The sequence below is a fragment of the Streptomyces sp. NPDC012637 genome (assembly GCF_042954805.1).
Classification (GTDB): Bacteria; Actinomycetota; Actinomycetes; order Streptomycetales; family Streptomycetaceae; genus Streptomyces.
Genome location: NZ_JBIBDS010000008.1, coordinates 276,503 through 289,835 on the forward strand (window position 1 = coordinate 276,503; position 13,333 = coordinate 289,835).

Here is a 13,333-nt window from a genome sequence, read left to right on the forward strand (position 1 = left end):
ACGTCGGCCGGTCCGTGGTCGTAGGACCCCGGACCGGCCTACAGGTGCGTCGGCTCGAACATGCGGAGGAGGGCCGGGAGGACGACCACCGACGGACCCGGGGTCCGCAGGGCCTCGGTGAGGTCCTGCGCGAGGGTGTCCGGGGTCGTCAGGGTCGCCGGGACGCCGAAGGAGCGCGCGAGCGCGACGAAGTCGGGGCCGGCGAGTTCCGTCGCCGTGGCCTCGCCGAACGCGTCCGTCATGTACTCGCGCAGGATGCCGTAGCCACCGTCGTCGACGATCAGCCACGTGACGTCGAGGCCGTACTGCCGCGCCGTCGCCAGCTCCGCGATCGAGTACATCGCGCCGCCGTCACCGGAGACCGCGAGCACCGGGTGCGTCGGGTCGGCCGTCGCCGCGCCGAGGGCGGCCGGGAAGGCGTAGCCGAGGCCGCCGGCTCCCTGTGCGGAGTGCATGGTGTTCGGGCGGCGGGCGTCGAAGGCGGACCAGGCCCAGTACGCCAGGATCGTCATGTCCCAGAAGCTGGGCGCCGCGGCCGGCAGGGCCTCCCGGACGGCCGCCACGACCTGCTGCTCCAGGTCCAGGTCCTGGGCGGCGAGCCGGTCCGCGATCTTGGCGAGCACCGCCGCGACCCGCTGCGGGGCGCTCGGATCCTCCCGTACCTCCACCGTCTCCAGGAGGGCCTGGAGGGCCAGGCGGGCGTCCGCGTGGATGCCGAGGGCCGGGTGGTTCGACTCCAGCTTCCCGGCGTCGGCCTCGATCTGGACGACCCGGCCGCGCGGGGCGAACGTGTGGTAGTTCGAGGACAGCTCGCCGAGGCCCGAGCCCACCACGAGGAGGACGTCGGCGTCCTCCAGGAAGTCGGTGGTGTGCCGGTCCTCCAGCCAGGACTGGAGCGACAGCGGATGCCGCCACGGGAAGGCGCCCTTGCCGCCGAACGTGGTGACGACGGGCGCGTTGATCCGCTCCGCGAGCGCGCGGAGCTTGCCGGAGGCGTCGGAGCGCACGACGCCGCCGCCCGCGATGATCGCGGGACGCTCGGCGTTCGCCAGGAGGTGCGCGGCCACCGCGGTCAGCTCCGGTCGCGGCGCGATCTCGTCGGGAGTCGCGTCCACGGCGGTGACGACCGGCAGCGTCGTCGCGGCGAGCAGCACGTCCTGCGGGATCTCGACCCACACCGGGCCGTGCGGGGCGGTGAGCGCCGACTTCCAGGCGGCGGCGATGGCGGAGGGGATCTGCGACTGGGTGCGGACGGTGTGCACGGACTTCACGACGTCACGGAAGGAGGCCTGCTGGTCGCGCAGCTCGTGGAGGTAGCCGTGCCGCCCGCCGCCGAGTCCGGCCGTCGGGACCTGGGCGCCGATCGCGAGGACCGGCGCGGAAGCGGCCGCCGCCTCCTGGAGCGCCGCGAGCGACATCAGGGCCCCGGGGCCGCTGGAGAGGAGCAGCGGGGCCGCCTCGCCGGTGATCCGGCCGTACGCGTCGGCGGCGAAGCCCGCGTTGTTCTCGACGCGGAGGCCGACGTACCGGAGGGAGGAGCGGCGCAGCGCGTCGAACATGCCGAGGGCGTGCTGGCCCGGGAGCCCGAAGACGGTGGTCGCCCCGAGGCCGGAGAGGGTCTCGACGACGAGGTCGCCGCCGTTGCGCCCGGCCGGCGGGTTGAGGGCGGCGGCGGTCTGCGCGGCGGTGGGGCGCAGGACCAGGTCGTGGTCGTGGGTCATGGGGTCCCTCGGGGCGTGTGGGGTGCGTGCGACCGTGCAAGCGTGCAACCCGAGTGTCGCTCCGGGCTGCGCCCAGCGGATCGGTGGGGTGGCGGGTCCGGGGCCTCCGCGGCCCCGGACCCGTGCGCTTACCCGGCGGTGCGGCTCGCCGCGATCTGGCGGGACATGATCGTCGTCAGCTCGTAGGCCGTGTGGGAGGCGGCGACGGCCGTGATCTCGGCGTGGTCGTAGGCCGGGGCGACCTCGACGACGTCCGCGGAGACCAGGTTGCAGGAGGACAGGCCGCGCAGGATCTCCAGGAGCTCGCGGGAGGTCATGCCGCCCGCCTCGGGGGTGCCGGTGCCGGGGGCGTGGGCCGGGTCGAGGCAGTCGATGTCGATGGAGATGTACAGCGGGCGGTCGCCGATGCGCTGGCGCAGCTGGTCGGCGACCTCGTCGGCGCCGCGGCGGTAGATGTCCGCCGAGGTGACGATGCCGAAGCCCATCTTCTCGTCGTCGGTGAGGTCCTGCTTGCCGTACAGCGGACCGCGCGTACCGACGTGGGAGAGGGCCTCGGTGTCGAGGATGCCCTCCTCGACGGCGCGGCGGAACGGCGTGCCGTGCGTGTACTCGGCGCCGAAGTAGGTGTCCCAGGTGTCCAGGTGGGCGTCGAAGTGCAGCAGGGCCACCGGGCCGTGCTTCTTCGCGACCGAGCGGAGCAGCGGCAGCGCGATCGTGTGGTCGCCGCCCAGGGTCATCATGCGGGCGCCGGTGCCCAGGAGCTCGTCCGCCGCGGCCTCGATCGTCTCGACGGCCTCGTTGATGTTGAACGGGTTCGCCGCGATGTCACCGGCGTCCGCGACCTGGGCGAGCGCGAACGGCGAGGCGTCCTGCGCCGGGTTGTACGGGCGGAGCAGGCGGGAGGCCTCGCGGATGGCGTTGCCGCCGAAGCGGGCGCCCGGCCGGTAGGAGACGCCGCTGTCGAAGGGGACGCCGACCACGGCGACGTCGGCGGTGCCGACCTCGTCGAGTCGCGGCAGCCGGGCGAACGTCGCGGGACCGGCGTACCGCGGGATGCGGGACGAGTCGATCGGGCCGCGGAACGCGTTCTGGTCGCTGCTGCTCATGGTCGGGTCCTCCTGGGGTGTCTCTCGGTGGGCCGGCGTCGGGTCACGACGCCCACGACACTAAGTGGCCGAAAGGCGACACTGAAGTGTACGTTTCCTCCACCGTTCACCCGGGAGATGTACGAAGGGTCCACAGCCATGTCCTCAGCTGAGCCGACGCCTTCCGCCACCCCTCCCGCGCCCCCGGTCCCGCTGGCCGCGCTGCTCGCCCGCGAGGAGCTCGGACTGCGGCTGCGCGCCGGTTCGCCGGAGGTCTCGCTGCACTGGGTGCACACCTCGGAGATGGCCGACCCCTATCCGTACCTCCTCGGCGGCGAGCTGCTGATGACGGCGGGCGTCCAGCTCACCGACCCGGCGCGGTACGTCGAGCGGGTGGTGGAGGCGGGCGCGGCGGCGCTCGGCTTCGGCGTCACGCCGGTGTACGACACGGTGCCGCCCGCCCTGGTGGAGGCCTGCGCCGCACACGGGCTGCCGCTGATCGAGGTGCCGCCGGAGACGCCGTTCACGGCGGTGGCCCGGGCGCTGTGGCGGCTGATGGCGGAGGCCCGGCTGCACGAGCTGCGCCGGGTGAGCGAGGCCCAGCAGTCCCTGGCGACCGCCGCCGCCCGCCCGGCACCGGTGCCCGCCGTCCTCGGCGCGCTCGCGTCCCGGCTCGGCGGACGGGCGGTGCTGTTCGGCCCGGACGGTGCGGAGTCGGCGGCGGCCGGCCGCGAGGTCCCGCCGGAGGCGGGACGGGCGCTAGCCGACCTGGCGGCGGTGCTCGGCCCGCGACCCGGCGGTCCGGCCTCCGCGAGCGGGGAGGGCGGCGGGCTGCGCCTCGCCGCGTACGCGCTGGGCGGCGGCGAAGGGCTGTCCCTGGGAGTGGCCGTGGAGCGGCGCTCGCCGAGCGACCACACCATCGCGGGCGTCGCCGTCGTCCTCCTGTCCCTCCTCACGGCCCCGCACCGCGCCGCCGACGTCACGGCCCGCGACACGGCCCTGGTCCGTCTCCTGCTCGGCGCCTCCCCGGCGGAAGCCGCCCCCGCCCTCGGCCCGGGCCCCTGGACGGTGGTCCACGCCTCCGGCGGCGACGGCACGCCGTTCGCGGCGGCGGCACTGGCGGCGGCACTGGGCACGCCGCTGCTGGACCCGGGCGAAGGCCTGCCGCCCGGTGCCGCACCGCCCCCGCACGGCCGCCCCCTCGCCGTACCGTCCGACGACGGCCGCCCCCGACCCGTGCGTCTCCTGCTTCCCGCCTCCGTCGCCGTCACCGCCCAGCCAGGCTGGACGCTCGGCGTGAGCGCGCCCGCCGAGGCCGGGGCGCTCGCCGCCGCCGACGCGCAGGCCGCGCGGGCCCTGCGCAGGGCCGAGGCGACCCGGACGGCGCTGGTGCGGCACCGCGCCGCCGGGTTCGCCGGCCTCGTGGACCCGGACGAGGCGGCGGCGTACGCCCGTACCGTCCTGGCCCCGCTCTCCCCCGCGCTGGCCGAGACCCTGCGCACCTGGCTCTCGCTGCACGGAAGCTGGGACCGGACGGCGGTGGCGATGGACATCCACCGCAACACCGTCCGCCAGCGGATCGCCCGCGCGGCGGTGCTCCTCGACCGGGACCTGGACGACCCGGACGTGCGGATGGAGCTGTGGTTCGCGCTCGGGGCGCGCTGATCGCGGCGCGGGTCAGTAGAGCTTGTTCACGGCCGTCTTCGTCGTCGTGCGGAAGGCGGTCAGCGGAGCGTCCTTCAGGTCGCCCATCTGGCCCCAGCGGACGAGGGTGACGGTGCGGCCGTCGCGGCCGACCGAGAAGAGGTGGATGTCGGTGTTGCCGACCTGCGGGTCGGCGGTGTCCAGGCTGTAGACCCAGGCGCCCTCCTCGACGGCGAGCTTGCCGTGGTAGGCGCTGACCGCCTTCAGGCCCGGGTTCTGCTTCTCCAGCAGCGGGCCGCAGCCGGCCAGGGACTTGCGGAGGGTGTCGACCAGCTTCACGGCGTCGGCCTCGGTGCGGGCGACGGTGGTGACCTGGACGCCGTTGGTGTCGAGCTCGGTGCTGAACTCGCGGTAGCGGGTGTTCTGCGCCGGGATCTTGTACGAGGCGCAGAGGACGCCGCCGTTCTCGGGGACGCCGGGGAAGATCTGGGTCGCCGTCCACGGCGTCGACGACGGCGGCATCTGGGAGGCGGCCAGGAAGGCGGGCTGAGCGGCGGCCTGCGCCGGGGCGGTCGCGAGGGCCGCGAGACCCAGGGCGGCAGCGGCGGCGGTGGCCAGTGCGGTGCGGAACGTGTTCATGTGGTGGATCCCCCGTGGGTTGGTTCGGTCGGTGCTCCACCAGCGTCGGGCCGGCGCCCGCCGCTCGCAACGGTGACGCGCCGACCATCCGTCCCGGAACCATTCCACCCCCGCTGACGTGCAAGAACGTGAAGGGTGAGACGCAGGGTCGAGGGGGATGGAATGCCGAAGGACGCCGCCGTCGAGGAGTTCGCGCGGCTCGTGAGCGCACTGAAGGCGCGGCACGGGAGGAGTTACGAGGCGCTGGGCCGGCGCCTCAACGTCAGCGCGTCCACCCTCCACCGGTACTGCTCCGGCGCGACCGTGCCGGAGAGCTTCACGGTCGTCGACCGCCTGGCCGTCCTGTGCGGCGCCGACGAGGAGGAGCGCCGCGTCCTGGAGGCCGCCTGGCAGCGCGCGGACCACGCCCGCCGCCCGGCGGCGCAGGCGGCGCCGTCGCCGGCTGCCGCGCCGACGCCGGCTGCCGCCTCGACGCCCACTGCCGCGTCGGCCCCGGCCCCGGACGCGGCCGTGGACCCCGCCGCGGCCCCGGCCCCGGATCCGGGCGGCCGGGACGCCGAGCCCGCCGGGGACACGGGAGCGGACCCGGACACGGGAGCGGACCCGGACACGGGAGCGGCCCCGGACACGGGAGCGGACCCGGACGGAGACATCCGGCCCGCCGCCTCCGGCGCGGGCTCGCGCCCGGCCGGCGGCCACCTCGCCGGCTCCCCCGCCCGCCTTCGCCCCCGCCCCCTCCCCGTCACAGGCACCGCCCTCGACGAGGAGCGTCGCGTCGACGCCGACACCGGTCCCGCCGTCCCCGTCACCCGTACCGGCGCCGGCCCCGCCCGCCCCCGTCGACGCCGCCCGCTCCTCGTCGTCGGTGCCGCCGCTGCCGTCGCCGCCCTCGGGCTGGGGCTCGGGGCGCTGCTGCTCCCGTCGTCGGGCCCCGGGGCCGGTGCGCCCGCCACACCGCCCGCGGCGTCCGGCAGCGCCGCCCCCGCCGCCCCTGCCCCGCTCACGGTCTCCGCCGCCTCCGACGTCTGGCAGGGCGACTGCGGCGGCGTCTTCCTCCTCGACCGGGACCCGCAGCGGATGCCCGCGCCACCCGACGGCTTCGGGGCCGCCGGGTGGGCGCGGGCGCAGGGGGCCGTGCCCGCCGGTGAGACGCCGGTGCGGATCACGGTGCAGGGCCGGTCGGGGGCCGCCGTCGTGCTGCGGGGGCTGCACGTGCGGGTCGTGGAGCGCGGCGAACCGCTGCCGTGGCGTGCGTACCGGTCGTCCCCGGGCTGCGGCGGGGCGCTCACGCCGCGCCATTTCGCCGTCGACCTCGACCGGCCGCGTCCGCTCGCCCGGCCGGTCGACGGCTACGACGCCTCCGGCGAGGGCCGGTCGATCCCGGCCGTCGCCTTCCCGTACAAGGTCACCGTCACGGAGCCCGAGGAACTGCTCGTCTCGGCGCGGACGGCGGGCTGCGACTGCCGGTGGTACCTGGAGCTGGAGTGGAGTTCCGAGGGGCGGTCGGGGACCGTGCGGATCACGGACGAGGGCGGGCGGCCGTTCCGTACCAGCGGGGCCGCGGGCAGGCCCACGTACGAGTACGACGGCGAGAGTCGGCGCTGGATCACATCGGAGGGCTCTGGACAGAGCGGGTGACTGCTGGGTAACTTCAAGGAAAAGCAGGCTGAGCAAGCGCTTAGACAACATCCACAAGCGTCTGAGCGCCGGGCAGCGGCCGGAGACCAGGACAGGACCCGAAGGAGGCGGCTCGTGCGCCGTACCGTATTCAACGAGGACCACGAGGCGTTCCGGGAGACCATCCGCGCCTTCATCGAGGCCGAGGTCGTCCCGGTCTACGACGAGTGGTTCGCCGCCGGTCAGGCGCCGCGCGACTTCTACGACAAGCTCGGCGAGCTGGGCATCTTCGGCATCAACGTGCCGGAGGAGTTCGGCGGCGCCGGCCTGGACACCCACAAGTTCGAGGCCGTCCTCTACGAGGAGACCGCCCGCGCCGGCGTGCAGTTCGGCGGCTCCGGCGTGCACGTCCTGCTCGCGCTGCCGTACATCAAGATGCTCGCCACCGACGAGCAGAAGAAGCGTTACCTCCCGAAGTTCGTCTCCGGCGAGGAGATGTGGGCCCTCGCGATGACCGAGCCGGGCACCGGCTCCGACGTCGCGGGCATGAAGACCACCGCCAAGCTCTCCGAGGACGGCACCCACTACGTCCTCAACGGCGCCAAGACCTTCATCACCGGCGGTGTCCACGCCGACCGCGTGATCGTCTGCGCCCGCACCTCCGCCCCGTCGGCCGAGGACCGCCGCTTCGGCATCTCCCTCTTCGCCGTCGACACCAAGTCCGAGGGCTACTCCATCGGCCGCAAGCTGGACAAGCTGGGCCTGCGCACCTCCGACACCGCCGAGCTCGCCTTCGTCGACGTCAAGGTGCCGGTCGAGGACCTGCTCGGCGAGGAGGGCAAGGGCTTCTCCTACCTCGGCCACAACCTGGCCTCCGAGCGCTGGGGCATCGCCTTCGGCGCGTACGCGCAGGCCAAGGCCGCCGTCCGGTTCGCGCAGCAGTACGTCACGGACCGCACGGTCTTCGGCAAGCCGGTCGCGCACTTCCAGAACACCAAGTTCGAGCTGGCCGCGTGCCAGGCCGAGGTCGACGCCGCCGAGGCCGTCGCCGACCGCGCCCTCGAGGCCCTGGACGCGGGCGAGCTGACCCCGGCCGAGGCCGCCTCCGCCAAGCTCTTCTGCACCGAGGTCGCGCACCGCGTCATCGACCGCTGCCTCCAGCTGCACGGCGGCTACGGCTACATGAACGAGTACCCGATCGCCCGTCTGTACGCGGACAACCGGGTCAACCGCATCTACGGCGGCACCAGCGAGATCATGAAGTCGATCATCGCCAAGTCGATGGGCCTGTAGGTGCCCGAAGCGCACCACGCGGCCCTGGATGACCTGCTCGACCTGCTCGACCTGGAGCGGATCGAGCAGGACATCTTCCGAGGACGGTCCCGCCCGTCGATCGTCCCCCGCGTCTTCGGCGGCCAGGTGGCCGCCCAGGCGCTGGTGGCGGCGGGCCGGACCGTCCCCGAGGACCGGCCCGCCCACTCGCTGCACGCGTACTTCCTGCGCGCCGGCGACCCGGGCGCGCCGATCGTCTACAACGTGGACCGCATCCGGGACGGCCGTTCCTTCACCACCCGTCGTGTGGTCGCGGTCCAGCACGGCCAGCCGATCTTCCACCTCTCGGCGTCCTTCCAGACGTACGAGGAGGGCCTGGACCACCAGTACGACATGCCGGCCGCACCGGACCCGGAGTCGCTGGCGACCCCGGCCGAGATGCTGCCCCGGCACCTCCCCCGCGAGGTCGCGGACCGGCTGATCGAGGCCCGGGCCGCGGTGGACCTGCGCTACGCCGAGGTGCCGCCGTGGGGGTCCGTGGGACAGCCCCGCGAGCCGCGCTCCCAGGTCTGGTTCCGCACCAACGGCAAGCTGGCCGACGACCCGCTCCTGCACGTCGTCCTGGCCACCTACGTCTCCGACATGACGCTGCTCGACTCGATCCTGCTCGCCCACGGGCGCGGCGGCTGGGCCGTCGGCGACGTCGTCGGGGCGTCCCTCGACCACGCCATGTGGTTCCACCGCCCCTTCCGGGCGGACGAGTGGCTGCTGTACGACCAGGAGTCGCCGACCGCGTCCGGCGGGCGGGGTCTGGGCCAGGCCCGGATCTACACGCAGGACGGCCGGCTGGCGATCTCCGTCATCCAGGAGGGTGTCGTCCGCGTCCCGCGCGGATGACCCGGCGGGTCTTCGCCCTGCGCCCCTCCGGCGAGCGGCTCGCCCCCTACGGCGAGCGCGCCACCCTCGTGCGGTCAGCCGCCGTCCGGAACGCGACGGTGCGGCGATCGCCACCTGCCGGAGGAGGACCTGACGGGCGACGGTGCGTGCGCTCGGCACCGAGCGCAGGCGGCCGGCGATTGCGGCCATGCCCCTTTTCTGGCACCGGGACGGGTGTCGTTCGCGCCTCGCTCCGATAATCAGACATACCGTCCGATTCATGGCGGAACAGGGCGAGAGTACTTCCACAGTGATCGTGGCGGCGATGGCCAACCTGGGCATCGCCGCCGCCAAGGCCGTCGCCGGGGTGGTCTCCGGCTCGAGCGCGATGCTCTCCGAGGCGGCCCACTCGCTCGCCGACACCGTCACCGAGGTCATGCTGCTCACGGCCCTCAGGCGCGGCGGGAAGCCGGCCGACGAGGACCACCCCTTCGGGTACGCGGGCGAGCGCTACGTGTGGGCGCTGCTGGCCGCGGTCGCCACCTTCGTCGGCGGCGCGGTCTTCTCGGTCTACGACGGCATCCACACCCTCACCCACGGCGAGGAGCTGGGCGACCCGCTCGTCTCGTACGTCGTCCTCGGCATCGCCTTCGTCCTCGAAGGCTTCAGCCTGCGCACCGCGATCCGGCAGGTCACGGCGGAGGCGGCCCGCACGAAGGCCCCTCTCGGCCGCTATCTGCGCCTCACCCCGGACACCACCGTCAAGGCGGTCGTCATGGAGGACTCGGCCGCCCTCGCCGGTCTGATGCTGGCGGCCGGCGGCCTGCTCGGCGTCGAGATCACCGGTTCGAGCGTCTGGGACGGCGTCGCCTCGATCCTCATCGGGGTGCTGCTCGTCTACGTGGCCTGGGTCCTCGGCCGCTCGAACGCGGAGCTCCTCATCGGCCGCCCGCTCCCCCGCCCGATGCGGGAGGCGGTGCGCGAGGAACTCCTGGCCGTGGACCACGTGGTCGGCGTCCTGGACCTGACGACGCTGATCCAGGGGCCCGAGGAGGTGCTGGTCGCCGCGAAGATCGACTTCCGGGACATGGCCTCGGCCGAGCAGGTCGAACTCGCCTGCGAACAGGCGGAGTCACGACTCCGCGACCGCTTCCCCGCCGTCCGCCGGGTCTACCTGGACCCGACACCGGGCCACGGATGACGGCGGCGGGCCCCCGCACCGCCCGCGCGGTCCGCCCCTCAGTCCAGCAGCCCCGCCGCCCCCAGGACGTACGCGGTCAGCGGCTCGTAGAAGCGCGGGTCGACGACGTGGTCGTCCAGCGGGACGGTGACCTGCATCGTGCCCTCCGCCTCCGCCAGGAACAGGGCCGGGTCGTTGCAGTCCGCGTAGCCCATCGAGTCCACGCCCCGCTGTGCCGCGCGGCCCGCCCACCCGTGGTCGGCGACCACGAGGTCCGGCAGGGGCTCGCCCAGCGCCGCCAGGCCGTCGAGGATCGCGTTCATGGGCTCCGGGGAGTGGGTGTGCCAGAGCGAGGCGCCCCGCTCGAAGACGGCGACGTCGGCGAACTGCACCACGTAACCCTCGTCGGCGGTCAGCCCGCCCGGGATCCGGACGATGTCGCAGCCCCGCGCCCGCAGCGCGGCGGCGACCCGGCTGTGGGCGTCGATCAGAGAGCCCGGGTGGCCGGTCGCGAAGAGCACGCGCTCCTGCGCGGCGGCGGCCTTCGCGAGCCGGGCGGCCATCCGGTCGAGCGCGGCGACGGTCAGCTCGGGGTCGATGGTGTCCTGGCCGGTCCGGTGGGCCGGGTCGTCGACGACCCCGCACCGCTCGGCCATCACGGCGAGCACGTCCTGCTCGTCGGTCCACCGGTCGCCGAAGTCGAGGCCGAACCAGTAGTGCCGGTCGCCGTTGGCGAGCTTGCGGTAGTGGCTGAGGTTGTTGTCACGCGGGGTGGCGACGTCTCCGGCGATACGGGTCCGGACGAGGTGCTCGACGAGGTCGGCGCGGCTGAGTATCGGCATGCGCCCCATTCTGCCGGTCCGCGGCCTCCGCAGGAGGGGAGCCCACGAACCGGCGTGCGAACCCGTCGGACCGGCGGACGGGCCCGCGGTCCGACGGACGGGCCCCCGGACCGCGGCCGTCAGGCCCCGAGGGCCTCGAAGGCGCCCTGGGCGAGCCCGCGGAGCAGGGTTTCCAGCTCCGTGCGGCCCAGCGGCGTGCCCAGGTGGGGCGTGGAGTTGAGGAGGCCGAAGACGGCGTGGACGGCGGCGCGGGCCTCGGACTCGGCCGCGGCCGGGTACAGCTCGCGCACGACCGCGACCCACAGTTCGACGTACTGCCGCTGGAGCTGTCGGACCCGCTTGCGGTCCTCGTCCTTGAGCCGGTCGAGCTCGCGGTCGTGGAGGGTGATGAGGGGCCGGTCGTCGAGGGCGAAGTCGACGTGGCCGTCGATGAGCGAGCCGAGCACGGCGCGCGGGTCCCCGTCGGACTCCGCGACGCGCAGCCGGCCGCCGTCGAGCAGCCGCTCGCTGATGCCGACGAGCAGCTCCGCGAGCATCGCGTCCTTGCCGGGGAAGTGCCGGTAGAGCCCGGGGCCGCTGATGCCGACCGCGGCTCCTATCTCGTCCACGCCCACCCCGTGGAAACCGCGCTCGGCGAAGAGGCGGGCGGCCTCCTTGAGGATCTGCTCGCGTCGCGTCGGGGCGTCGGTCCGGCCGTTCGGGGCCGGCGTCGGGGTCGGCGTCGTGGTCATGGATTCGATTCTAGACAACCCCGTTAGCGGTCGTTAACCTGAAGGACATACGTTAACGGTCATTAACAGCACTCCTGAGCGAGTGGACCGACCGAGCAAGGGAGCTCGACGGATGCAGCAGGCACCTGTGCTGACGAGCGCGGCCGATCCCGCGTCGGCGGCCTGGCAGGCGAACGAGGCGGCTCACCACGAGCTGGCCGCGACCCTGCGCGACAAGCTCGCCGCGGCCGCCCTCGGCGGCGGCGAGAAGGCCCGCGCCCGGCACACCGCGCGCGGCAAGCTGCTGCCGCGCGACCGCGTGGACACCCTCCTCGACCCGGGCTCGCCCTTCCTGGAGCTGGCCCCGCTGGCGGCGAACGGGATGTACGGCGACCAGGCCCCGGCCGCCGGCGTGATCGCGGGCATCGGGCGGGTCTCCGGCCGCGAGTGCGTGATCGTCGCCAACGACGCGACGGTCAAGGGCGGCACGTACTACCCGATGACGGTGAAGAAGCACCTGCGCGCGCAGGAGGTGGCGCTGGAGAACCGTCTCCCCTGCCTCTACCTCGTCGACTCCGGCGGCGCCTTCCTGCCCATGCAGGACGAGGTCTTCCCGGACCGGGAGCACTTCGGGCGGATCTTCTTCAACCAGGCCCGGATGTCCGGCGCCGGCATCCCGCAGATCGCGGCGGTCATGGGCTCCTGCACGGCCGGCGGCGCGTACGTGCCCGCGATGAGCGACGAGGCCGTGATCGTGCGCGGGCAGGGCACGATCTTCCTCGGCGGCCCGCCGCTCGTGAAGGCGGCGACCGGCGAGGTCGTCACCGCGGAGGAGCTGGGCGGCGGCGAGGTCCACTCCCGGATCTCCGGGGTCACCGACCACCTGGCGGAGGACGACGCCCACGCGCTCCGCATCGTCCGCAACATCGTCGCCACCCTCCCCGAGCGCGGCCCGCTCCCCTGGTCGGTCGAGCCGGCCGAGGAGCCGAAGGTCGACCCGGCGGGTCTGTACGGCGCGGTGCCGGTGGACTCCCGCACGCCGTACGACGTGCGCGAGGTGATCGCGCGGGTCGTGGACGCCTCCCGCTTCCAGGAGTTCAAGGCCGAGTACGGGCAGACGCTGGTCACCGGCTTCGCCCGGATCCACGGCCACCCGGTCGGCATCGTCGCCAACAACGGCATCCTGTTCGCCGAATCGGCCCAGAAGGGCGCGCACTTCATCGAGCTGTGCGACCAGCGCGGCATCCCGCTCGTCTTCCTGCAGAACATCACCGGCTTCATGGTCGGCAAGGCGTACGAGCACGGCGGCATCGCCAAGCACGGCGCCAAGATGGTGACGGCGGTCGCCACGACCCGCGTCCCGAAGCTCACCGTGGTCGTCGGCGGCTCGTACGGCGCGGGGAACTACTCCATGTGCGGCCGGGCGTACTCGCCCCGCTTCCTGTGGATGTGGCCCAACGCCAAGATCTCCGTCATGGGCGGCGAGCAGGCCGCCTCCGTCCTCGCCACGGTCAAGCGCGACCAGCTCGGTGACGCGTGGAGCGCCGAGGAGGAGGAGTCCTTCAAGGATCCGATCCGCGCGCAGTACGAGACGCAGGGCAACGCCTACTACGCGACCGCCCGGCTGTGGGACGACGGGGTCATCGACCCGATGGAGACCCGGCAGGTGCTGGGTCTCGCCCTGACCGCGTGCGCCAACGCGCCCCTGGGAGACCCCCAGTTCGGCGTCTTCCGGATGTGAGGGACA

General features: G+C 74.0%; 11 protein-coding genes. 6 read left to right on the forward strand and 5 right to left on the reverse strand.

Going from position 1 to position 13,333, the window contains the following annotated elements; translation table 11 throughout:
• Positions 1-38 precede the first annotated feature (38 nt).
• Positions 39-1,721 (reverse strand): thiamine pyrophosphate-dependent enzyme, encoded by a 1,683-nt coding sequence (locus ACFY8W_RS29675; RefSeq protein ID WP_391111681.1) that lies wholly within the window; start codon positions 1,719-1,721, stop codon positions 39-41.
• Positions 1,722-1,849: 128 nt separating this feature from the next.
• Positions 1,850-2,827 carry an agmatinase gene (gene speB, locus ACFY8W_RS29680; RefSeq protein ID WP_391111684.1) on the reverse strand — a complete coding sequence of 326 codons (978 nt, stop codon included), beginning with the start codon at positions 2,825-2,827 and terminating at the stop codon, positions 1,850-1,852.
• 138 nt (positions 2,828-2,965) lie between these two features.
• Between speB and ACFY8W_RS29685 the strand changes: the two genes are divergently transcribed.
• Positions 2,966-4,471, forward strand: coding sequence for a PucR family transcriptional regulator ligand-binding domain-containing protein (locus ACFY8W_RS29685; protein WP_391111686.1), 1,506 nt, complete (start codon positions 2,966-2,968; stop codon positions 4,469-4,471).
• 12 nt (positions 4,472-4,483) lie between these two features.
• Here the strand turns inward: ACFY8W_RS29685 and ACFY8W_RS29690 are convergent, their stop codons facing one another.
• Positions 4,484-5,089, reverse strand: coding sequence for a hypothetical protein (locus ACFY8W_RS29690; RefSeq protein WP_384409240.1), 606 nt, complete (start codon positions 5,087-5,089; stop codon positions 4,484-4,486).
• A 162-nt stretch (positions 5,090-5,251) separates the two neighbouring features.
• On the opposite strand from ACFY8W_RS29690, the gene ACFY8W_RS29695 reads away from it, so the two are divergent.
• The 4 genes from ACFY8W_RS29695 (at position 5,252) to ACFY8W_RS29710 (ending at position 10,055) form a co-directional block, all read left to right on the forward strand.
• Complete coding sequence (locus ACFY8W_RS29695; protein WP_391111689.1) at positions 5,252-6,727, forward strand: helix-turn-helix domain-containing protein; 1,476 nt, start codon at positions 5,252-5,254, stop codon at positions 6,725-6,727.
• Between the two features lie 114 nt (positions 6,728-6,841).
• A complete protein-coding gene (locus tag ACFY8W_RS29700; RefSeq protein ID WP_391111692.1) occupies positions 6,842-7,999 on the forward strand; it encodes an acyl-CoA dehydrogenase family protein in 1,158 nt (385 codons plus the stop codon).
• A complete protein-coding gene (locus ACFY8W_RS29705; RefSeq protein ID WP_391111695.1) occupies positions 8,000-8,875 on the forward strand; it encodes an acyl-CoA thioesterase domain-containing protein in 876 nt (291 codons plus the stop codon).
• A gap of 259 nt (positions 8,876-9,134) precedes the next feature.
• Positions 9,135-10,055 (forward strand): cation diffusion facilitator family transporter, encoded by a 921-nt coding sequence (locus ACFY8W_RS29710; RefSeq protein ID WP_391111698.1) that lies wholly within the window; start codon positions 9,135-9,137, stop codon positions 10,053-10,055.
• 38 nt (positions 10,056-10,093) lie between these two features.
• On the opposite strand, the gene ACFY8W_RS29715 is transcribed toward ACFY8W_RS29710, so the two are convergent.
• Both ACFY8W_RS29715 and ACFY8W_RS29720 read right to left on the reverse strand, forming a co-directional pair.
• Complete coding sequence (locus ACFY8W_RS29715) at positions 10,094-10,876, reverse strand: phosphatase (RefSeq protein WP_391111702.1); 783 nt, start codon at positions 10,874-10,876, stop codon at positions 10,094-10,096.
• Positions 10,877-10,995: 119 nt separating this feature from the next.
• Positions 10,996-11,607 (reverse strand): TetR family transcriptional regulator, encoded by a 612-nt coding sequence (locus tag ACFY8W_RS29720; protein ID WP_391111705.1) that lies wholly within the window; start codon positions 11,605-11,607, stop codon positions 10,996-10,998.
• Positions 11,608-11,719: 112 nt separating this feature from the next.
• Here ACFY8W_RS29720 and ACFY8W_RS29725 point away from each other — a divergent pair, with 112 nt between their 5' ends.
• Entirely contained in the window at positions 11,720-13,327 is a 1,608-nt protein-coding gene (locus ACFY8W_RS29725) for a carboxyl transferase domain-containing protein (RefSeq protein WP_391111708.1), read from the forward strand.
• The last annotated feature ends 6 nt before the right edge of the window (positions 13,328-13,333 follow it).

Bases quoted from the DNA above. Each gene is read 5' to 3' on its own strand.
- ACFY8W_RS29675 (WP_391111681.1), bottom strand. From the start codon at position 1,721: ATGACCCACGACCACGACCTGGTCCTGCGCCCCACCGCCGCGCAGACC.
- speB (WP_391111684.1), bottom strand. From the start codon at position 2,827: ATGAGCAGCAGCGACCAGAACGCGTTCCGCGGCCCGATCGACTCGTCC.
- ACFY8W_RS29685 (WP_391111686.1), top strand. From the start codon at position 2,966: ATGTCCTCAGCTGAGCCGACGCCTTCCGCCACCCCTCCCGCGCCCCCG.
- ACFY8W_RS29690 (WP_384409240.1), bottom strand. From the start codon at position 5,089: ATGAACACGTTCCGCACCGCACTGGCCACCGCCGCCGCTGCCGCCCTG.
- ACFY8W_RS29695 (WP_391111689.1), top strand. From the start codon at position 5,252: ATGCCGAAGGACGCCGCCGTCGAGGAGTTCGCGCGGCTCGTGAGCGCA.
- ACFY8W_RS29710 (WP_391111698.1), top strand. From the start codon at position 9,135: ATGGCGGAACAGGGCGAGAGTACTTCCACAGTGATCGTGGCGGCGATG.
- ACFY8W_RS29715 (WP_391111702.1), bottom strand. From the start codon at position 10,876: ATGCCGATACTCAGCCGCGCCGACCTCGTCGAGCACCTCGTCCGGACC.
- ACFY8W_RS29720 (WP_391111705.1), bottom strand. From the start codon at position 11,607: ATGACCACGACGCCGACCCCGACGCCGGCCCCGAACGGCCGGACCGAC.
- ACFY8W_RS29725 (WP_391111708.1), top strand. From the start codon at position 11,720: ATGCAGCAGGCACCTGTGCTGACGAGCGCGGCCGATCCCGCGTCGGCG.